At 68.2% G+C, this 20,870-nt stretch carries 18 protein-coding genes; all 18 read right to left on the bottom strand.

The window, feature by feature from the left end:
* Positions 1-108: 108 nt before the first annotated feature.
* The 18 genes from HNO80_RS04320 to mraZ all read right to left on the bottom strand — a co-directional run bounded on the left by HNO80_RS04320 (position 109) and on the right by mraZ (position 20,446).
* Positions 109-795: a DivIVA domain-containing protein gene (locus tag HNO80_RS04320; protein WP_175321609.1), complete on the bottom strand. Its 687-nt coding sequence runs from the start codon at positions 793-795 to the stop codon at positions 109-111.
* Between the two features lie 150 nt (positions 796-945).
* A complete protein-coding gene (locus tag HNO80_RS04315; protein ID WP_175321608.1) occupies positions 946-1,254 on the bottom strand; it encodes a YggT family protein in 309 nt (102 codons plus the stop codon).
* 150 nt (positions 1,255-1,404) lie between these two features.
* The gene (locus tag HNO80_RS04310; protein WP_175321607.1) at positions 1,405-1,935 is read right to left on the bottom strand and encodes a cell division protein SepF; all 531 of its coding nucleotides are present in this window, start codon (positions 1,933-1,935) and stop codon (positions 1,405-1,407) included.
* A 101-nt stretch (positions 1,936-2,036) separates the two neighbouring features.
* Positions 2,037-2,777 carry a YggS family pyridoxal phosphate-dependent enzyme gene (locus HNO80_RS04305; protein WP_175321606.1) on the bottom strand — a complete coding sequence of 247 codons (741 nt, stop codon included), beginning with the start codon at positions 2,775-2,777 and terminating at the stop codon, positions 2,037-2,039.
* Positions 2,774-3,523 (bottom strand): purine nucleoside phosphorylase YfiH/LACC1 family protein, encoded by a 750-nt coding sequence (locus HNO80_RS04300; protein ID WP_175321605.1) that lies wholly within the window; start codon positions 3,521-3,523, stop codon positions 2,774-2,776. Before HNO80_RS04300 ends, HNO80_RS04305 begins: the two co-directional genes overlap by 4 nt.
* A gap of 129 nt (positions 3,524-3,652) precedes the next feature.
* The gene (ftsZ, locus tag HNO80_RS04295; protein ID WP_175321604.1) at positions 3,653-4,867 is read right to left on the bottom strand and encodes a cell division protein FtsZ; all 1,215 of its coding nucleotides are present in this window, start codon (positions 4,865-4,867) and stop codon (positions 3,653-3,655) included.
* 285 nt (positions 4,868-5,152) lie between these two features.
* Positions 5,153-6,088: a cell division protein FtsQ/DivIB gene (locus HNO80_RS04290; protein ID WP_175321603.1), complete on the bottom strand. Its 936-nt coding sequence runs from the start codon at positions 6,086-6,088 to the stop codon at positions 5,153-5,155.
* Positions 6,081-7,493 (bottom strand): UDP-N-acetylmuramate--L-alanine ligase, encoded by a 1,413-nt coding sequence (gene murC / locus HNO80_RS04285; RefSeq protein ID WP_175321602.1) that lies wholly within the window; start codon positions 7,491-7,493, stop codon positions 6,081-6,083. Before murC ends, HNO80_RS04290 begins: the two co-directional genes overlap by 8 nt.
* 76 nt (positions 7,494-7,569) lie before the next feature.
* Positions 7,570-8,730: an undecaprenyldiphospho-muramoylpentapeptide beta-N-acetylglucosaminyltransferase gene (gene murG / locus HNO80_RS04280; protein WP_175321601.1), complete on the bottom strand. Its 1,161-nt coding sequence runs from the start codon at positions 8,728-8,730 to the stop codon at positions 7,570-7,572.
* Between the two features lie 6 nt (positions 8,731-8,736).
* Positions 8,737-10,299, bottom strand: coding sequence for a putative lipid II flippase FtsW (gene ftsW, locus HNO80_RS04275; protein WP_175321600.1), 1,563 nt, complete (start codon positions 10,297-10,299; stop codon positions 8,737-8,739).
* Positions 10,300-10,301: 2 nt separating this feature from the next.
* Positions 10,302-11,903, bottom strand: coding sequence for a UDP-N-acetylmuramoyl-L-alanine--D-glutamate ligase (gene murD / locus HNO80_RS04270; RefSeq protein WP_175321599.1), 1,602 nt, complete (start codon positions 11,901-11,903; stop codon positions 10,302-10,304).
* Positions 11,885-12,994 (bottom strand): phospho-N-acetylmuramoyl-pentapeptide-transferase, encoded by a 1,110-nt coding sequence (gene mraY, locus HNO80_RS04265; RefSeq protein ID WP_175321598.1) that lies wholly within the window; start codon positions 12,992-12,994, stop codon positions 11,885-11,887. Before mraY ends, murD begins: the two co-directional genes overlap by 19 nt.
* Entirely contained in the window at positions 12,991-14,535 is a 1,545-nt protein-coding gene (locus HNO80_RS04260; protein WP_175321597.1) for a UDP-N-acetylmuramoyl-tripeptide--D-alanyl-D-alanine ligase, read from the bottom strand. Before HNO80_RS04260 ends, mraY begins: the two co-directional genes overlap by 4 nt.
* Before the next feature lie 6 nt (positions 14,536-14,541).
* Positions 14,542-16,197 carry a UDP-N-acetylmuramoyl-L-alanyl-D-glutamate--2,6-diaminopimelate ligase gene (locus tag HNO80_RS04255; RefSeq protein WP_175321596.1) on the bottom strand — a complete coding sequence of 552 codons (1,656 nt, stop codon included), beginning with the start codon at positions 16,195-16,197 and terminating at the stop codon, positions 14,542-14,544.
* A 113-nt stretch (positions 16,198-16,310) separates the two neighbouring features.
* Positions 16,311-18,113 carry a peptidoglycan D,D-transpeptidase FtsI family protein gene (locus HNO80_RS04250; protein ID WP_175321595.1) on the bottom strand — a complete coding sequence of 601 codons (1,803 nt, stop codon included), beginning with the start codon at positions 18,111-18,113 and terminating at the stop codon, positions 16,311-16,313.
* Positions 18,114-18,158: 45 nt separating this feature from the next.
* On the bottom strand, positions 18,159-18,845 hold the full coding sequence (gene ftsL, locus HNO80_RS04245; protein ID WP_175321594.1) for a cell division protein FtsL: 687 nt from the start codon (positions 18,843-18,845) through the stop codon (positions 18,159-18,161).
* Positions 18,842-19,843, bottom strand: a complete 1,002-nt coding sequence (gene rsmH, locus HNO80_RS04240) for a 16S rRNA (cytosine(1402)-N(4))-methyltransferase RsmH (protein WP_175321593.1) — start codon at positions 19,841-19,843, stop codon at positions 18,842-18,844. Before rsmH ends, ftsL begins: the two co-directional genes overlap by 4 nt.
* Positions 19,844-20,017: 174 nt before the next feature.
* Positions 20,018-20,446 carry a division/cell wall cluster transcriptional repressor MraZ gene (gene mraZ / locus HNO80_RS04235; protein ID WP_056740915.1) on the bottom strand — a complete coding sequence of 143 codons (429 nt, stop codon included), beginning with the start codon at positions 20,444-20,446 and terminating at the stop codon, positions 20,018-20,020.
* Between the last annotated feature and the right edge of the window lie 424 nt (positions 20,447-20,870).

Raw genomic sequence — 20,870 nt, 5'->3', positions numbered from 1 at the left:
CCTTCGCGTCCAGGCCCCCGAAGGAGGCCGCGAAGACGGCGGTAAATGCCAAAAGCCGGTGGCCGAGGAGTCCTCAGCCACCGGCTTTCAGAATACTTGTAAAACGTCCTAGCTGGCTTCGACCTCGGGGGCCGCAACCGAACCACGGGCGTCCAGGTCACGCAGCTGGCCTTCGATGTAGGCCTTCAGGCGGGACCGGTAGTCGCGCTCGAAGCCGCGCAGCTGCTCAACCTTGCGTTCCAGCACGGAGCGCTGCTGCTCGAGGGCGCCCAGGATCTTGCGGGACTTTTCCTGCGCGTCGTTGACGAGGCTGCTGGCTTCGATCTGCGCTTCGGCGATGATCTTGTCGCGCTGCTGTTCGCCGTCGGCGACGTGCTTGTCGTGCATCTGCTGCGCCATGGCCAGCAGGCCGGCAGCGGACTCGGCGGACGCGGTGGCGGCGACGGGGGCCGGGGCCGGGGCTGCTGCCGGAGCGGGAGCCTTCTCGGCTTCCTTCTTCTTGGCGGCTGCTTCGGCGGCCTTTGCCTCGGCTTCTGCCCTGGCGCGGTCTTCCTTCTCGGCCTTGACGGCTGCCGGCACCTTCTCCACGACGGGAGCGCCAGCGGCGGAGCTGGCGGCCGTGCCGGAACCGGCTTCGGCGAGCTTCTTGCGCAGCTCGTCGTTCTCCTGGTTCAGGCGTCGCAGTTCAACGACGATCTCGTCCAGGAAGTCATCAACTTCGTCCTGGTCGTAGCCTTCGCGGAACTTGGTCGGCTGAAAGCGCTTGTTGACAACGTCTTCTGGCGTCAAAGCCATCTGGTCACCTCGTTGGTCTAGTTAGTCAGTAGGCCTTCCGGCCGTCAAAACTACGGTACCTAAATATGGTCTGGTTCCTCTAATTCAACACCGCAGTGTCAAACCGGAGTTTTTATCTTTTCTGGCAAGCGGACCGGGTCCGTTGCCGGCTTACGTGGCGATCGGCTGCGCGTAGGTCAAGTACCTGGCGAAGCCCATGGCCACGGAGACGGCCAGGAAGAGCACCAGGAACGCCAGGTCCAGCGAGATTCCGCCGAGCCGCAGCGGCGGGAGGATCCGGCCGAGCAATTTGAGGGGCTTGTCTGTGATCGAGTACACAGCGTGGGCGGTGACGAGCGCCACACCGCGCGGACGCCAACTGCGGGCGAACATCTGCACCCAGTCGAAAATCAGGCGGATGATCAGCGCCACAAAAAAGAGCAACAGTGCGATATAGACAAGTCCGAAAACAATTCCCATGAGTTAACTCATATCTCCATGATCATTCCGGATACCGCAGTGTCCTGACAGTGGTTGCGCATCCATTCCAACACGTCTATTCCAACACGGATACCTCAGCGCGGATGCCAGGCAGGTACCCCTGCCTGGCATCCGAACGGGAATCCTGAGCTAGCTCTGGTTGAAGAAGGCGGCCTGCGTCTCGCTGACCTTCTTGTCGTCACCGATCACTTCGACGTACGACGGCGAGAGCAGGAACACCTTGTTGGTCACCCGCTCGATGCTGCCGCGCAGGCCGAACACCAGGCCCGCGGAGAAATCGACGAGGCGCTTCGCGTCCGCCTCCCCCATGTCGGTGACGTTCATGATGACGGGGATGCCGTCACGGAAGCTTTCACCGATGAGCTTGGCGTCGTTGTAGGACCGCGGGTGGATCGTGGTGATCTGCCGGAGGCCGGTGGTCTCTTCGCGGCTTGCGGCCGCTCGCTTGATGGGTGTCACGGGTGCGCGGTATTCCTCTTCAGCGGCGTAGGGCTCTTCCCGGGGGGCTTCGCGGACGGGCGCCGGCGCGCGGCGCTCCTCGCGGTCGTGCTCCATGGAATCGTCCTCATCCTTGTGCGGTGTGTGATGCTCGGACTCGTAGTGTTCGTCGCCATCAGCGAGCCCAAGATAGATCATTGTCTTGCGCAGACCGCCAGCCATGGTCGACTCCTAATCGTGTCCGTATGGGGGCCGCTCAGTGACTCGACAGTTCTGGAGTCACTGCATTGGAATCCCCGCCATTACCTTCCAATACGTTGAACCTACCGCAAGGCCGGACGCGGACCGAGAATATCGGAGCCTATTCGAAGGTGTGTCGCCCCGAACCGGATGGCCGCCTCGAGGTCCTGGCTCATTCCGGCGGAGATGGCCGTGGCCTGCGGATGGTCAGCGCGCAGCCGCGCGGAGATTTCCGCCAGTTTTTCGAACGCCCCCTCCGGCGCCGCACCAAGCGGCGCCACGGCCATCACGCCGGCCAGCCGGAGGCCGGCCGCCGCGGAGAGCTGTTCGCCCAGGGCCGGGACGTCCGCGGGCAACGCGCCGCCGCGGTGGCCGTCGGCGTCCTCGTCCAGGCTGACCTGGATGAAGCACTCAAGGTCCCCGCGGCCGGTTCGCTCCTGCTCCGCGCGGACCGCCTTGGCGAGGGCGTCGACGAGTTGCGGCCGGTCCACGGAGTGCACGGCGTGGGCGTACTTGACCACCGATTTGGCCTTGTTGCTTTGCAGCTGGCCGATGAAGTGCCAGCGCAGCTTCAGCTCCTGCAGCCGGGCCGCCTTATCCGCTGCTTCCTGGTCGCGGTTTTCGCCGACATCGGTGACGCCGAGGGCGGCGAGCCGCGCGACATCCTCGGCCGGGTGGAACTTGGTGACCACGATCAGCTGCGGTGGGGCGTCCCCGCGCCCGGCGTCGGCTGCCGCGGCGTTGATCCGCTGCCGCACAGCGTCGAGCCGTACGCGGAGCTCCGCGAGCCGTGGATCCCCTCCCGCTGCCGCCGACACGGTCATTTGGCTGCTCCGGCAACTTCGGGGCCGGTCCAGACCAGGCCCGCAAACCGGCCCGTGCGGCTGTTGCGCCGGTAGGAGTACAGGTCCTCGTCCTCGCGGGTGCAGCCGCCGAGGTATTCGACGGCGACCCCCTCGGCTTCGAGCTGGCTGCGGACCCCGGCCGGCAGGTCCAGCCCCGGGGTGCCCTGGGCGGTGGTGCACCAGGCCGCCGGGACGACTGCCGCGACGTCCGCGCGCATGTCTTCCGGGACCTCATAGCAGTTTCCGCAGATGGAAGGGCCGATCCAGGCACTGATGTCAGTGGCTCCCAGCGCCCGCATCCGCGCCACCGCGGCCGGCACCACACCGGCTGCCAGGCCGGGCCTTCCGGCATGCACGACGCCGAGCACCGGCTCCGCGGGGCCGCCCTCCGCCACCAGCACGATCGGCACGCAGTCGGCCACCATGACCGCCAGCGGCTCCCCGGTGGAGACCATGGCGTCGGCGGTGGGCGCATCGGCGGACGCCAGGCCGGACGCCGAGGCCAGGGCAGGGCCGCCGCTGGAGATGAGGGCCACCTCGTTGCCGTGAACCTGGTTCATGAACCGGAAGCGGCGTGAGCCGAGCCCGGCGGCCTGCTCGACCAGTTCCCGGCGCCTGCGCACCGTGGCCGGGTCGTCCCCGACATGGAGCGCCAGGTTGCCCGCCGCAACGTTGGTGAATGCCGCCCAGACGCCGGGCCGCACCTCAGCTCGCCAGGAGAACACTCAGCACACCGCCACTTCAGGAACCGGAAACATTGAAAAACCCATACCAAACACCGTAACCCCGCCAAAGCACCATGGCACTGCCGGAGGCAGTGCCATGGTGCTGATTGCTGCTTCTTGGACCGATGCCTACTTCAGGAAATCAGGCACATCCAGGTCGTCCGAGTGGCGGCCGGAGAGATCCGGCTCGACGACGGAGGGCAGGTCCACATCAAAGCCCGAGTCGGCCGGCACGGCCGAGGGGCGCTGCTGGCCCCAGTTGCTGAGCCCGGACGCACCGACGCCGGCGTGCAGCGGCTGGACCGGTGCGGAAGCGGGCGCCTGGGCCGGAGCCGGGGCGGGAGCGGCAGGGCGCGCCGGAGCGGGCTGGGACTGGTCCATCGACGGCGAGGTGGCCTTGACGTCGTCGAACCCGGCCGCGATGACCGTCACGCGGGCTTCGTCGCCGAGGGCGTCGTCGATCACGGCGCCGAAGATGATGTTGGCCTCCGGGTGGGCCACTTCCTGCACCAGGCGGGCTGCCTCGTTGATTTCGAACAGGCCCAGGTCCGAGCCGCCCTGGATGGAGAGCAGGACGCCGTGGGCGCCGTCGATGGAGGCCTCCAGCAGCGGCGAGGCGATGGCCAGCTCGGCAGCCTTGACGGCGCGGTCTTCGCCGCGGGCCGAACCGATGCCCATGAGCGCGGAACCGGCACCCTGCATCACGGACTTGACGTCCGCGAAGTCAAGGTTGATCAGGCCCGGGGTGGTGATCAGGTCGGTGATGCCCTGGACACCGGAGAGCAGGACCTGGTCGGCGGAGCGGAAAGCGTCCAGCACCGAGACGTTGCGGTCGCTGATGGAGAGCAGCCGGTCGTTCGGAATGACGATCAGGGTGTCGACCTCGTCGCGCAGGGCGTCGATGCCGGCCTCGGCGGAGCCGGCGCGGCGGCGGCCTTCGAAGGTGAACGGGCGGGTGACGACGCCGATGGTCAGCGCGCCGAGGGAGCGTGCGATGCGGGCCACGACGGGTGCGCCGCCGGTGCCGGTTCCGCCGCCTTCGCCGGCGGTCACGAAGACCATGTCCGCGCCACGGATGACCTCTTCGATCTCGTCGGCGTGGTCCTCTGCTGCCTGCCTGCCGACCTCAGGATTCGCACCGGCTCCCAGGCCGCGGGTCAGTTCGCGTCCGACATCGAGCTTGACGTCTGCATCGGACATCAACAGCGCCTGCGCGTCCGTGTTGATGGCGATGAATTCGACGCCGCGAAGACCGACCTCGATCATGCGGTTGACTGCGTTCACGCCACCGCCGCCGATGCCGACGACCTTGATGACGGCCAAGTAATTCTGCGGAGCTGCCACGTTACGTGTCCCTTGTTCGTGTTCTATTGCGAAAACTGATGGAGTCGAGCTTGAGGCTTTGAACCTTAACCTTCCAGTTGAAGGTTATAGTTATGTCAAGTAACTCATGTCTGTGACGCTATTTCCTATCCAGAGGACATTCAATAACCGGCTCCGCGTGTCGCGGTAATACCGGGGAAATGCCGTCCGTTTCTGCTTTTTTGCTGCTTGGTGGCCGCGCCGGGTCCCGGCGGCTGCACCATTTCCACTATCGCCGGCGCACGGCCCGATGTAAGTGATGGAGAGCTATCGGGTGACCGGGTGCCGGGGCACGCTGACGTCGTAGATTGCCACTGGATTTTTTGGATCCGCGGGCGCCTTCAGCAGGGCTGTGAGCACCCTGGCTTTGAGCTCCTTCTCCCCCGCGTTGCCCCAGACGATCGTCTGGCCGTCCACGAGTTTGAGTTCCACGGCGTCCACGGACTTGGCCTTGGCATCCGAGAGCCGGGCGAGGACGTCCGGCGGGAGCGCCCCGAGAACCCCGGTGATGGCGTGGAACAGGTCCTTGGGCAGCGCGGCGCGGCCGCCGTCGATGACCGGGAGCTTGATCGAAGCCGGGTCCTTGGCCTTTCCGAGCTGCACGCCGTCGACGTCGACCAGCTGGTAGACCTCGGCCTGCTTGACCAGTGCCACCGGCACGCGCTCGGTGATTCGGACCTGAAGCGTGGACGGGGGCCGGGCCTGGGTGGTGACGGCCTTTACCTGGGCCAGCGGCTGCAACAGCCCGCTCACGTCCTCATCGCTGATCTGCGTCAGGGGCTTGCCCTGGAGGGGGGCCAGGGCGGCCTTGACCTGTTGGGTAGTGAGGATCCGGTTGCCTTCCACGGTGACCGTGTGAACGGCAAGCCACGGCGAGTACACGGCCGCCGCCACGATCCCCGCGATGAGCACCGCGATTGCGGCCACCGTCGTGAGGATGATCCGGCGGCGCCGTTTGGCCTTAGGTTCGGGGAAGGCGAGCACATTGCCGCGCTGCGGCGCCGGCGTGCTCGCCCCGGCCGGGTTTCCGGCTGTGGGGGTGGCGCCGGCGGGGGTAGTCCCTGTGGGGGTCGTGGCTGTGGGGGTCGTGCCTGCGTGGTCCGCCTTGGACGCCGAGATCACGTCCTCCTGCCCCGCCGCGGCCCGGCCTGAGGCAGATCCGCGCGGGCCTGAGGGGTACGTGGGCCGGCGCGTGCTAGCCACCGGGGGCCTCGACCGTCAGCGCCTCGACGATGAGCGGGCCGTAGGCGGTGACATCGCCCGCGCCGGCCGTGAGGACGATGTCCCCCGGAGCCGCGGCCTCGAGCACAGCCTTGATGGCCTCGTCGCCGGGGCCCACCAGCCGCCCGCCAGGGCCGAGGTGGTCGGCGATCAGCTGGCTGGTAACGCCGGGAATGGGATCTTCCCGGGCCGGGTAGATCTCCAGCACCAGCGCGGTGTCAGCGGCGTTGAGGGCCTCCGCGAACTCGTGCGCGAACTCCCGGGTCCGGGAGAACAGGTGGGGCTGGAAGAGGACGTGGAGCCGGTGTTCGCCGGCCACCGAGCGCGCCGCGGCGAGGGCTGCCCGGACCTCGGTGGGATGGTGGGCGTAGTCGTCGTAGACGCGCACGCCGCGGCCCGCGCCCTTGAATTCGAAGCGGCGTGAGGCGCCGGAGAAGTTGGCCAGCGCGCCGGCGGCGGCTTCCGGGGCGATGCCGAGTTCGAGAGCCACCGCGAAGGCCGCGGCGGCGTTCAGCGCGTTGTGCCGGCCCGGCACTTGGAGTTCGACGGCGAAGCGGCCGGCGGGCGTCGAGATCCAGACGTCGCCCGGTCCGCCGTCGTGCAGCCTCACGTCGGCGTCCGCCGCGGTGCCGTAGAGGACCACGCGGGTGTTGCCCCGGTCCCGGGTGCGCAGCGCGAGGGCGCGGGCGCCGTCGTCGTCGGCGCAGGCCACCAGCAGGCCGTCAGCGGGGAGCAGTTCGGTGAACCGGTCGAAGGAGGCGTAGACGGCCTCCGCCGTGCCGTAGTAGTCCAGGTGGTCCGGCTCGACGTTGGTCACGACCGCGATCTGCGGGCGGTAGTTCAGGAACGAACCGTCCGATTCGTCTGCTTCCGCGACGAAGACCGGGGAGGTTCCGGTGGCCGCGTTGACGCCCAGGGCCGGGACGTTGGCGCCGATGGCGAAGGACGGGTCCAGCCCGGCGCCCTGAAGGAGCACCGTGATCATCGATGTCGTGGTGGACTTGCCGTGCGTGCCGGCGACCGTGACGGCCGTGTCCTGCGCCATCGTCGCGGCCAGGGCCTCGGAGCGGTGCAGCACCGGCAGCCCGGCGGCGCGGGCGGCGGCCAGCTCGGGGTTGTCCGGGCGGATGGCCGAACCGGCGACGACGGTCTGGGCGTCACCCAGGTTTGCCGGGTCGTAGCCGACGGCGATCCGCGCGCCGGCCGCGGCGAGTTCGGCCATCACCGGCAGGTCCTTGGCATCGGAGCCGCTCACCGGCAGGCCGCGGGCCACCATGATGCGCGCGACGGCGGACATCCCCACGCCGCCGATGCCGATGAAGTGCACGCGCCCCAGCGAGTCCTGGGTACGGACCGCCGGCGGGGTGCCGTTCTGGGCCTGGGTCATTGCTTTACCGCTTCCTGCCTGATGTTCAAAGTGCTCGGTCGTTCAAGAGCTGCTGTTCCGGTCAGTTCTGTTCCGGTCACGTCGGTTCTGGTCGCGGCTGTTCTGGTCGCGGCGTTGCCGCGGTGCTGCCGGCCGCGGGTTGCGCGGCTTCGAAGACCAGGGCGGCCATCCGCCGGTCCGCGTCCCGGATGCCGAGCTGTTCCGCGGCGGCGGCCATCCGGTCCAGCCGGGCGGGCTCACGCAGCAGCGGGATGATGTTACCGGCGACCCAGCCTGCGTCGAAGGCGCTGTCTTCGACCAGGAGTGCGGCGTCGGCGTTGACCAGGCCGGCAGCGTTTAGGGCCTGCTCCCCGTTGCCGATCGGAAGCGGGACGAAAACGGCCGGGACGCCGACGGCGGCGACCTCGCAGACGGTCGCGGCGCCGGCGCGCGCCAGCAGCAGGTCGGCGGCGGCGTAGGCCAGTTCCATGCCGTCCACGTACTCCACCTGGCGGTAGCCTGGCGCGGCCAGCAGCTTGCCCTGGGCATCATGGACGGTCTTGCCGCGCCCGGTGATGTGCAGGGTCTGGATGCCGGCCTCGGCCAGGGCCGCGACCGAGGCGGCGACGGCGCGGTTGATGCTCTGCGCGCCGGAGGACCCGCCGGTGACGATCAGGGTGGGCTTGTCCTGTTCCAGGCCGAGGGCCGTGCGTGCGGCCTCGCGGGCAGCCGTCCGGTCCAGGCCCGAGATTTCGCGCCGCATCGGCATGCCGACGTGCCGCGCCCCGCGCAGCCTGGTCGCGGCGAAAGCTACGGCCACATGCCGGCTGAGCCGGGCACCGACGCGGTTGGCGAGCCCGGGGCGGGTGTTTGCCTCGTGCACCACAATCGGAATCTTGCGGCGCCAGGCGGCAAGGTACAGCGGTGTGCAGACGTAGCCGCCGACGCCGACGAGGACGTCTGCCCGGGCCTCGTCGAGGATGGCGCCGGCCTGCCGCACGGCGCCGGCGAGCTTGCCGGGGAGCCGCAGCAGTTCGATCGAAGGTTTACGTGGAAACGGAACCCGGCTGACGGTGGCGAGCTCCAGCCCCGCGGCCGGGACCAGGCGGGCTTCCATGCCGCCGGGGGTGCCGACGGCGAGGAGCTGCGCCTCGGGCCGGACCTCCAGGATGGCATTGGCGATGGCCAGCAGCGGGCTGATGTGCCCGGCAGTGCCGCCGCCGGCGAGGACGACGGACAGGGACGACTTGGTGTTCATGGTGGGCTAGGTACGCTTCCGTGCGGGATTCTTGGGGGCGGGGGTCCTGGTGCCGGGCTTCCGGCCGGGCGTGCCGCCTGCAAGCGGTCCGGCCGCAGGTCCGGCGGCAGGTCTGGCAGCCGGGTCGGCAGCGGGGGCCTTGGCGGATGCTGCCGCGGCCGGACGCCTGGCAGCGCTCCTGGCCCCCGCCTGCTTGCGGAGTACTTTGGCGAAGCCGGCAGGCCCGAACTTGAGCATCCCCTTCGGCTGCATGTTCGGCTCCATCTGGGCCCGGGCCAAGGACAACACTACGCCGATGGCACACAGCGACATCAGCAGGGCCGAGCCGCCGTAGGAGATGAACGGCAGCGGTACGCCAATAACGGGGAGCAGTCCGGTCACCACTGCCATGTTGACGGTGGCCTGCCCCAGCAGCCACACCATGATCGAGCCGGCGAGGACGCGGTGGAACAGGTCCTGCTGGGCCACCACGACGCGGTAGATGGCCGTGCCCAGGACCGCGAACAGGACCAGGACCACGATGGTTCCGATCAGACCGAGCTCCTCGCCGATGATGGCGAAGATGAAGTCGTTGTGGGCCTCCGGGATCCAGCTGTACTTCTGCCGGCTCTGGCCCAGCCCGACGCCGAACCAGCCGCCGGAGGCCAGGGCGTAAAGGCCGTTGGTGGACTGGTAGTTCACGTCCGAGCCGTCGGCGCAGGTCTGTCCGGTCCAGGACAGGATGCGGCAAACCCGGTTGGGGCTGGTGATGGCGAGCACCACCGTGCCGACGGCCAGGACCACACCGGCGATACCGAAGAGATACAGCCGCACCCCGGCGAAGTACAGGGCGGCGGCGGTGATCATCATGACGATCATCGCCGTGCCGAGGTCGTTGCCCAGCAGGATCAGGACGATCACCCCGCCCGCCCCCGGGAGCACCACGGGAATCAGTGCGTGCTTGGCCTGGTGGAGGAGCTTGGCCTTGGCGTGCAGCACCGTGGCCATCCAGAGCGCCAGCGCCAGTTTGGCAGCCTCGGAAGGCTGGAAGGTGATACCGCCGACCTCGATCCAGTTCTGGTTGCCCAGCGCGCTGCGGCCCACCAGGAGCACCAGGACCAGCAGGACGAGCGCCCCGAGGATGGCGAACCAGGCGATGCGTTTGAGCCACACCACGTTCACGCGGGATAGGACGAACATGACGAAGACGCCGATGGCCGCGAAAAGCCCCTGTTTGAGGGCTGCGGAATAGGGCGACTCCCCCGCCGCGATCGCCTCCACACTTGAGGCGGAGAGCACCATCATGATGCCGATCGCGGTCAGCGCGAGGGTGGAGCCGAGGATGAGGTAGTACGTGGAACCGTTCCGGGACTTGCCGGTGCCTTCCAGCGCCGACCAGAAGGCGCGGTACCAGCCCCGGACCCGGGCTACGGGGGTTTGACCCGGTCCGGCAGCCGCGGCTGTCGTGCCGGCCGTCCGGACGGCGGTGCTACCCGCCGTCGTGCCGGGTGTCCTGGCTGCCTTACTGCCTGGTTTGCTGCCTGGGGCGGCCGTCCGCGCCGCGGCGGGACGGGTGGGCGTGCTGACCATTGCTACTCCTCGGTGGTCTGAGCCTGCCCTTCCACGAGCTCGCGGACAGCTTCGATGAAGGCGTCGCCACGGTGAGCATAGGAAGAGAACTGATCCATGGATGCAGCTGCCGGGGCCAGAAGCACAGTGTCCCCCGAGGTGGCCAGCTGTGCCGCCGACGCGACGGCCCGTGCCATCACGGTCTCGCCGTAAATTGGCGAGGGGCCTGCGTCGGCGTGGGCCGTTTCGGCAGTCTGCACGTTTTCAGTGTCGCCCTTGGCCTGGCCGATCACGGGGACATCCGGCGCGTGTCGCTGGAGCGAGGCCAGCAGGCCGGACGAGTCCGTGCCGATCAGCACCACAGCCTTGAGCCGGGCGGCGTTGTCCCGGACCAGTGAGTCGTAATTCACACCCTTGGACAGGCCGCCGGCGATCCACACCACGTTCTGGAAGGCGGACAGCGAGGCGGCCGCGGCGTGCGGGTTCGTGGCCTTGGAGTCGTTGATCCAAAGCACGCCTTCGTGGCGGGCGACCGGCTGGATGCGGTGGTCCCCCGGCAGGTAGTTCTGCAGCCCCTGGCGGACGGCGGACGGCTCCACCCCGTAGGCACGCACGAGGGCGGCCGCGGCGAGGGCGTTGGCGACCATGTGCCGGGGCGCCACGGGTCCGAGGTCGGACATCGCGGCCAGTTCGGCGGCGCTGTCCTTGCGCTCGGGGATGAACGCGCGGTCCACGAGCAGGCCTTCGACGACGCCGACCATGCTGATCGCCGGGGTGACGGTCGTGAAGCCCACCGCGCGGCAACCCTCGACGACGTCGGCGTCTTCCACCATGCGTTCGGTTTCGATCTGCTCGGCGTTGTAGATGCACGCCTTCTGCGTACGCTCGTAGACCTTGGCCTTGTCCGCCAGGTAGGAGTCGTAGGAGCCGTGCCAGTCCACGTGGTCTTCGGCGACGTTCAGGCACACGCTGGCGACCGGCGAGACGGAGTGGCTCCAGTGCAGCTGGAAGCTCGAGAGTTCGACGGCGAAGACGTCGTAGTCCACCGGGTCGCGGAGGGCATCCAGGATCGGCGTGCCGACGTTGCCGACCGCGATCGCTTTGAGTCCCGCGGCCTGCAGCATGGATTCGGTCAGGCCGACGGTCGTGGTCTTGCCGTTGGTGCCGGTGATGGTGAGCCAGTCGGCCGTCTTGCGGCCCTCGCGTTCCCGGACCCGCCAGGCGAGTTCGACGTCGCCCCAGATCGGGATGTGCGCCCGTGCGGCGGCAGCCAGCAGGGACTGGTCGGGCCGCCAGCCGGGCGAGGTGACGATCAGTTCGGGCTTCTCGCCGTCGACCCTGGGCACCGAGGCGACGGCGTCGTCGCCGAGTAGTACATCCGCGGCTCCGACGATCCGGAGGGTGTCCGCCTGGGCGCGGGCCTTCGCGCTGTCCGCGGCGTCCACGACGACCACCCGGGCGCCGAGTTCGATCAGGGTGTCGGCGGCGGCGAAACCGGAGATCCCAATGCCGGTGACGACCACGCGGAGTCCGGACCAGTCCGAGTCCCAGCTGGTCAGCTTGTCCAGCCGCGGGGACGTGGCCAGCGGCTCGGGAATGTTCCCGCTCACAGCAGCACCACCCATTCAGCGTAGAAAATGCCCAGGCCCGCGGCGACGAAGAGCCCGCAGAGGATCCAGAACCGGACCACAACGGTCACTTCCGCCCAGCCCTTGAGCTCGAAGTGGTGCTGCAGCGGGGCCATCTTGAAGAACCGCTTGCCCTTGGTGATCTTGAAGTAGCCGACCTGGATGATGACCGAAAGGGTGATCAGGACGAAGAGGCCGCCGATGAAGGCGAGCAGCAGTTCGGTCCGGGAAAGGATCGCGAAGCCGGCGACGGCGCCGCCGATGGCCAGCGACCCGGTGTCGCCCATGAAGATCTTCGCCGGTGAGGTGTTCCACCACAGGAACCCCACCAGCGCGGCGCTGAGGATGGCCGCGAGCAAGGCGAGGTCGAGCGGGTCACGGACGGTGTAGCAGCCGGCGCCGGCCTGCCGGGGTGAGCCGCAGGCCTGGTTGCTCTGCCAGATCCCGATGATCGTGTACGCCCCGAAGACCATGACGGAGGCGCCCGCGGCGAGGCCGTCCAGCCCGTCCGTGAGGTTTACCCCGTTGGTCGCTGCGGTGACGATCAGGTTGGACCACAGCACAAACAGGATGGCGCCCAGCACGGTGCCGCCGAAGGCGAGGTTCAGCCACGGGATGTCCCGCACCAGCGAGATCTGGTACGACGCCGGCGTGACGTTGTTCTCGTCCGGGAAGTTGAGGGCGAGGACCGCGAAGATGATGCCGACCGCGGCCTGCAGGATCAGCTTGGCCTTGGCGTTGAGGCCCAGGCTGCGCTGCGCGGAAATCTTGATGAAGTCGTCCAGGAACCCGACGAGGCCCATGCCGACCATGAGGAAGAGCAAGAGCAGGGCCGAGGCGGACGGTCCCGGAGACCGGGGGTTCATCATCCACATGACCAGGTGCGTGATGCCGTAGCTGACCAGTACCGCGACCACCACCACCGTGCCGCCCATGGTCGGTGTGCCGCGCTTGGTGTGGTGCGAGGTGGGCCCGTCGTCCCGGATGAATTGTCCGTAGCTCTTGCGGACCAGGAAGCGGATGAAGAGCGGGGTCCCCAGGAAGGAGAGCAGCAGGGCCAGACCGGAGCCCATCAGCAGTGCGATCACAGCAGCATGCTCCCTTCGGTGGCGGATTCGGCGGCGGATTCAGCAGCGTTTCCGGCAGTGTTTCCCGCAGCGTTTCGGGCCGGCGCGGCCGGCGCGTCCGGCGCATGTGGGGGTAATGCTATCCGATCGCCCAGATGGCGCAGTCCGATGCTGTTGGAAGACTTGAAGAGGACCAGGTCCCCGGGCTCCAGTTCGGAGCGCAGGATTTCGTAGGCCTCGTCCGCGGTTGCGGCAAACAGGCATTCGTCGCCCCAGGAGCCTTCGTTGACCGCCGAGACGTAGAGGGCGCGGGCCTCGCGTCCGATCACCAGCAGCCGGGAGATGTTGAGCCGGACCACCTGGGTGCCGACGGCGGTGTGCTCGCGGATGGAGTCCTCGCCGAGTTCCAGCATCGCGCCGAGCACGGCCCAGGTCCGGCGGCCACGGCCCAGGTCCGCCAGCGTCCGCAGGGCGGCGCGCATCGATTCGGGGTTGGCGTTGTAGGCGTCGTTGATGATGGTCACGCCGTCGGGCCGTTCGGTGCGTTCCATCCGCCAGCGGCTGGCGGCCGCCTGGGCGCTCAGCGAAGCGGCGATCTGCGCGCCGGGGATTCCGGCGGCGTGGGCCGCACCGGCCGCGGCGAGCAGGTTGCCCACGTGGTGGGCCCCGATCAGCTTGGCCGAGACGTGGTGGCTGGCGCTCTCGCCCGGAAGCAGGAGGTCGAATTCAGGGTTGCCCCCGACGTTCAATTCGACGTCCTGGGCCTGGATGGCGGCCTGCTGGCCGTCACGGGCGGGCTGGGCGGAGAAGCCGAGGACCGTCGCGGAGGTCCGCGCGGCCATCGCAGCCACCCTCGCGTCGTCCAGGTTCACCACGGCCGTGCCGTCGGCGGGGAGGGCCTCGACCAGCTCACCCTTGGCCAGGGCGATGTTTTCGACGCCGCCGAATTCGCCGGCGTGGGCCGTGCCGACGGCCAGCACCACACCGATCTCCGGACGGACCATGTCCGCGAGGTAGCGGATGTGCCCGACGCCGGTGGCGCCCATCTCGATCACGAGGTAGCGGGTCTCATAGCCGGCCTTGAAGACGGTCAGCGGAACGCCGACCTCGCCGTTGTAGGAACCCTGGGGCGCCACCGTTTCGCCGTGTTCGGCGAGGATCCCGGCCAGCAGGTCCTTGGTGGTGGTCTTTCCCGCAGAGCCGGTGATCCCGATCACGGTGAGTTCCTCGCCGCGGGCTGCGCGGCGGGCACGGATCCGGCGCACAGCTTCAGCAGCGAGGGCGCCCATGGCGAGGACCGAGTCCGCAACGACGACTGCGGGGAAATTCTGCCCGTCAGCGGCGGGGACGTCCCGCTCCACGAGGGCCAGGACGGCACCGCGCTCGAAGGCGGCGGCCACGAAATCGTGCCCGTCGGCGGCCTCCCCCGGCTTGGCCACATAGAGGGAACCCGCCGTGGCCTCGCGGGAGTCGGTCACCACAGAGCCGGGCGTGAGGCCCGGTTCTGCGGCCAGCCGGCCGTTGGTTATTTCGGCGATTTCCGCCGCTGTAAATGCAATCATCTCGGTTTAGGACTCTATCCGCTGGTCATCGAGAACGGTGAATCCTCGTACTGTCAAGGCGGTCCGCAGTTCCACCCGGTCATCGAGCGCTAGGTTGATGCCCTTGACTTCCTGCCAGACCTCGTGGCCGCGCCCGGCGACCAGGATGGTGTCCGCAGGGCCGGCAAGTTCCACCGCCTTGCGGATGGCGGCGTCGCGGGGGAAGACCTCCTGGACCGTGCAGCCGAGGCCCTCCGCGGTCTTGGCCTCGAGGGCTCCGGCCATCACGTCGGCGCGGATGGCTGCCGCGTCCTCATCGTGCGGGTCGTCGTCGCTGACGATCACGATGTCCGCGAGCCGGGCCGCAATCGCTCCCATCGCGGGCCGCTTGCCCTGGTCGCGCTGGCCGGTGGCGCCGAAGACGACGATCACTTTGGACCCCGCTTCCGGGGAGCGCACTGCCTCGAGCGCCCGGGCGAGGGCGTCCGGGTTGTGGGCGAAGTCGACAACGGCGGCCGGAGCCGTCGCAACGAGTTGCATGCGGCCGGGGACGGCCACGGTGAAGGGATCCGCGCTGTCCAGGGCGGCTTGCACCTCGGCCGCGGGGACTCCGCTGGCGTGCACCATGGCCGTGGCCAGGGCGGCGTTGGCGACGTTGAAGCTGCCGGGCAGCCCGGTGTGCACACGCAGTCCGGTACCGTCCCGGTGGCGCAGGCCGAACTCGGTGCCGAGTCCGCGCGGCTGTGGGTCCACAACCCTCCAGTCCGCGCCCGGACCGTCAGCGTCTCCGGCGTCGGCGCCCGTGGCGAGCGTGGTGACCGGGATGTCGGCGCCGGCAGCCAGCTTTCGGCCCCACTCATCGTCCACGGTCACGACGGCGGCCCGGGCGCGCTGAGCCGTGAAGAGCCGCGCCTTTGTCTGGAAGTACTCCTCCATGGTTCCATGCAGGTCCAGATGGTCCTGGGTGAGGTTGGTGAAGCCGGCGACGTCGAACAGCACGCCGTCGACCCGGTGGAACGAGATCGCGTGTGAGGACACCTCCATTGACGCGGCGTCCAGGCCGCGTTCGCGCATGAGGGCCAGCAGGGCGTGCACGTCCGTCGACTCGGGGGTCGTCAGCTGGCTGGGGATCGCTTCGCCGCCGGCCAGGATCTCGATGGTGCCGATCAGCCCGGTCTTTTTGCCCAGCGCCTGGAGCAGGGAGTTGATGAAGTAGGTGGTGGTGGTCTTGCCGTTGGTTCCGGTGACGCCGAACAGGGCCGGCGCCGCGGCATTCTCCGGCCGGCTCTGGTAGATCAGGGCGGAGAGGCGCCCTACCAGGCTGCGCGGCTCGCCGGCCAGCAGTACCGGCACGGAGATGTCGTTGGAGAGGGCCAGCAGGCGTGCGCCGGCGTCGTCGGTCAGCACCGCGACGGCGCCGGCGTCCACTGCCTGGGACACGAAGTCCGCGCCGTGCCGGGTGGCGCCGGGCAGGGCGACGTACAGGTCCCCCGGCTGGACGGCCCGGGAATTCAGTGAGATCCCGGTGACCGGGACGGCGGCGGAGGCGCCGGGAACGACGACGCCGATCCACTCACCGATGGTTTCGAGCGGCACCGCGGCTACCGCCGTCGGCCGGAACGCCGAAGTGGAGTCCTGGCCGGACGGCGCGGCGGCCGCGTCCTGGGCATTGAGCTCTGACAAGGGGATCTCCGTTTGCGGTACTGGGGCAACGTGCGCCGCGCGCGGAGGATTGCCCCGCACGCAGGCCCGGCTGCGTGGAACTGGTTGTTGCTGCTGACTCGTGAAGCTGGGTGCTACTTGGCGTACTGCGGCAGCCTGACCGGTTTGCCGGTGGACGGCTCGACGTTGTAAGTGCGCAGCGTCTGGCTCATTACCGAACGGAACACGGGTCCGTTCGTGATGCCGTAGATGCTGCCCTTGGGCCGTTGCAGGACCACTTCAACAATAAACCGCGGATCGTCCATCGGCGCCATTCCCACCATCGAGGCCGTGTAGCCACAGAAACCCGACTTGCCGTCGTCGCACGGCGACTCGGAGGTGCCGGTCTTGGCGCCCACGCGGTAGCCGTCAATCGCGGCGTCCTTAATCTCGCCCTCGGTGACGGCGCTTTCCAGGATGTCGCGGACCTGCTTGGCGGTGTTCTTGGAGACCACTTGGCGGGTGGGCTTGGCCGGCACCTTCTCCTCGGTGCCGTCAGGGTTGATGTAGCTGTCGATCAGGCGCGGCTGGACCATGACGCCGTCGTTGGCGATGCTCTGGTAGGCGCGGACCGTTTGCAGGGTCGATTGGGCCACGCCCTGGCCGAAGAGCACGGTGTATTGCTGGCGGCCGTCCCATTGGTCGGCCGGGGTGAGGATGCCCTTGGACTCGGCGGGCAGGCCGATGTCCGGCGCCTCGCCGATGCCGAACTTTTGCAGCCAGTCGTGCCGTTTCTCCTTGCTGAGCCGCCGGCCCACCATGACCGTCCCGGTATTCATGGAATAGCCGACGATGCCCGCCAGGGTCCTTTTCTCGGTGCCGTGTTCGAAGGCGTCGGTGAACGTCTGGCCGTCCACCGTGTAGCTCGGCGGGATGATGAATTTATCCAGCGGCCGGGCGGTGCCCTCCTCGATAGCGGACGCGGCGGTGATCATCTTCTCCACCGAGCCCGGCTCGTAGGCGGCGGTCACCGCACGGACTCCGCGGTCCTTGGCGGCGACCTGCCCGGGATCATTGGGGTCCGGCGCATCGGTGTCCGCCATCGCGATGATGTTGCCGTTCTTGGCGTCCGCGACGACGATAATGCCCCACTCGGCGCTGAGTTTGTCCTTCTGGCTTTGGATGGCCTGCTGGGCAAAGTACTGCAGGTCGGAGTTGAGCGTGAGCTTGATGTCCTTGCCGTTGACGGCCGGCGTGAACTGGTCCACGCCCACCGGGATGCGCAGCCCGTCGGCGCCTATCTCGAACAGCCGCTTGCCCGCGGTGCCCTTGAGCACCTCGTCCTGGGTCTGTTCCAGCCCGGCCTGGCCGGTGGTGCCGTCCTTGAGGAAGCCGACGATTCCGCCCGCCACTGAGCCGTTGGGGTAGACCCGCTTGCTGGTGCCCTCGGTGACGATGCCGGGCACCTGGAGTTTGGAGATGCGGTCCTCGACGTCGGGCCTGATGTCCTTCGCCACGATGTAGTAGCGCGACGTCCCGGTCAGCGCCGCCTTGAGGTCGTCTTTCTTCATGCCGAGCACGGTCGCGAGCTCTTCGATGCCCTGGTCCCGCGGGATCTTGACGACCGTGTCCTTGCCGTCGACCTTTTCGAGCCGCGGGAAGGATTCGGTGTTGGTGTTGACGGTCTGGTCAACCACGACGTTGTAGCGGATCACGCTGCTGGCCAGGACGGTCCCGTGGGAGTCAAGGATGCTGCCGCGCTCCGCGGGCAGCTCAATCGGCTTGAGCCGGTTCTTGAGGGCTGCCTCGGCCATGCCGCCGACGTCGAGGCCCTGGACCAGGAACAGCTTCCCGCCGACGACCAACAGGAGCGTGAGCATGATGCCCAGTCCAAGCCGCAGTCGCCGCGTGGCGCTCGGCGTCTTGCCTGTGCGTGCCTTGCCGGTGTTCTGCGCCACGATGTTTCCTTGCTGCTTGCCTGGGCTGGTGGTTGGTCCCGTCGGCTATTTTCCGGGGACCTTCTGCGCGGGGGCGGGGACGGAACCGCCGTACAGGTTCACGGACAGGGCGGGTGCCCGGACGGCCGGGGCCTTTGCAGCCGGGGCCTTTGCTGCCGGCACGGCCGGTGCAGCGGCCGCAGCTGCCGGGGTGCTCGCGGCCGGCTTGCGGCTCAGGAGCGGTTCGTTCGCCGTGGCGGCCGGAACCACATTGACCTGGCCGGCGACGGCCGGCGCGGCAATGACGGCACCGGGGGCGTCGCCCTTGACGGCGGGCTTGGCCTGGCCGGTCACCGCGAGGGTGGACAGGTCGATCTGGCCCTTGCCGGTGGAGGCCACCATGCCCAGCTCCGTGGCCTTGGCGGCCAGGTTCTGCGGGGCGTCAAAATTCTGCACCTGCTGGGTGAGGTCCTGGTTCTGCTTGGTCAGCGTGGACTGCTTGGCCCGCAGCTCCACCAACTGGTACTGCGCCGAGGAGACGGAGATGTTCAGGACGAGCACCGCCATCAGCGCCACGGCCAGGATACCGAAGCACATCACGACGAACGGTGCCCGGCGCTTGCGCGGAACGGAGCGGACGACGGAGAGCGGAGTGCGGGACTTGCGGGCCGGTGCACCCGGGTGCAGGCCCGGGAGGGCACGGGCCGTGGCAGCTGTGGCAACGGGGAAGCTGTTGACGGCGGCGGTGCTCATGCGACTCTCCTGGCTTTGATGCGTTCCACGGCGCGGAGCCTGGCGGAGGCAGCGCGTGGGTTTTCTGCGATTTCTGCGGCGGTGGGCACCTCGGTGCCCTTCGTCAGGGTCTTGAGTTCGGCTTTGTGTTCCTCAAGCTCCACCGGGAAACCGAGCGGGGCCGAGGACTTGGAACCGGCCTGGAAGACTCCCTTGACGATCTTGTCTTCCAGCGAGTGGTAGGACATGACGACGACGCGGCCGCCGAGGGCGATCGAGGCCACGGCCGCCGGAATTGCACGCTCCAGGACCTCGAGTTCCTCGTTGACCTCGATCCGGAGGGCCTGGAAGGTCCGCTTCGCGGGGTGGCCGCCGGTCTTGGCGGCACCGGAGGGGACCACGGCGCGGATGGTCTCGACGAGTTCCCCGGTGGTGGTGAAAGGCTTCTCGGCGCGGGCGGCGACGATCCGGTTGGCGATCCGGCCGGCGAACTTCTCCTCGCCCCACTTCCGGATGATCCGGACCAGGTCCTCTTCGCTGTAGTTGTTCACGACGTCGGCGGCGGTCTGGCCGCGGCTGGTGTCCATCCGCATGTCCAGCGGCGCGTCGAAGGAGTAGGCGAAGCCGCGTTCGCGCTCATCGAGCTGCAGCGAGGAAACGCCGAGGTCCATCAGGATGCCGTGGACTTCGGTGAAGCCAAGGTCTTCGAGGACCTCGGGGATTTCGTCGTACACCGCGTGGACCAGGTCGATCCGATCGGCAAAGGCCTTAAGCCGCTCCCCCGCCAGGGCGAGAGCCTCCTCGTCACGGTCGATGCCGATCAGGTGCAGGTCCGGAAACCGCTGCAGCATGGCTTCGGAGTGGCCCCCCATGCCGAGCGTCGCATCGACGACGACGGGCGTCTCGCCGCGGCGTCGTGCTTCTTCGAAAGCCGGGGCCAACAAATTGATGCACCGGTCCTTGAGGACCGGTACATGGCGTTCGGACGTAGGCTTCGCCTGGTTGGAGTCGTCACTCATGCCTGCGTCCTTTCGTTGTGGGGAGTTCCGGTCTGCGGCTTCTTGATCCAGATCCCCATCCGCGCCTACCCTGCGGCCCGCCTGGCTCCGGGGAAGTGAGCCAGGTGAACTGCCGGATGGGCGGCTGGAGATCTCGATCAAGAAACGGTTGGTGCTGATGGTGCCGGCGGGGCTTCAGAGAATTCCCGGGATGGCGTCGTCGGTTTCCGAGAAGGCTGTTTCCTTTTCGGCCAGGTACTCGTTCCAGGCCTGGGCGTCCCAGATCTCTGCGCGGGTGCCGGCGCCAATAACGGCCAGTTCCCTGCCGAGACCTGCGTATTCCCGGAGCGCCGGCGGAATCGTCACGCGCCCCTGCTTGTCAGGTACCTCGTCGGAGGCTCCAGAGAGGAAAACGCGGATGTAGTCACGAGCCTGCTTGGAGGAGATTGGAGCCTCCCGCATCTGCTCGTGAACCCGGCCGAATTCCGCCTCGCTGAAGACGTAGATGCAGCGCTCCTGGCCCCTTGTGAGAACCAGGCCGGCGGCAAGTTCCTCGCGGAACTTCGCTGGAAGGATGATTCGACCCTTTTCGTCCAGACGCGGCGAATGAGTGCCGAGAAACACGGCCCACCGCCTGTCTGTTGTAGGAAGTCCAACGTCCCCTGTGCTGCCACTACCCTCTTACGTCCTCCACATTACTCCACTTCGCTCCCCCGTCAACGACATCCGGGACATTTCCGAGCAATTTTGGGCGTGTTTTCAAACAAACCTCCCTTGCGAATAAAGGGAAGCGGCAAAAGTGGGTCGCAGTGGAGGGATTTGTGCCGCGGCGGCCGCGCGTCGACTGCTCCGCAACCGCCGTTTAGCCACTCCAAAAGGGCCGCAGCGGAGCAATCGATCCAGGTTGGTCGGCGGGCGAGCATCGATTGCTCCCTAACTGCCGTTTTGACGCGCCGGAAGGGCACCTATGCAGCAGTCGATGCGGGCCTAACGGCAAAAGACGGGCTTAACGGCAAAAGACCCGCCGAAGCGGGTCTTTAGGTGCCTA

The sequence above is a fragment of the Arthrobacter sp. C9C5 genome (genome assembly GCF_013359735.1).
Lineage (GTDB): Bacteria > Actinomycetota > Actinomycetes > Actinomycetales > Micrococcaceae > Arthrobacter.
Note: the sequence above shows the minus strand (reverse complement) of the source record. Positions and strands in the feature narration are given on the sequence as shown.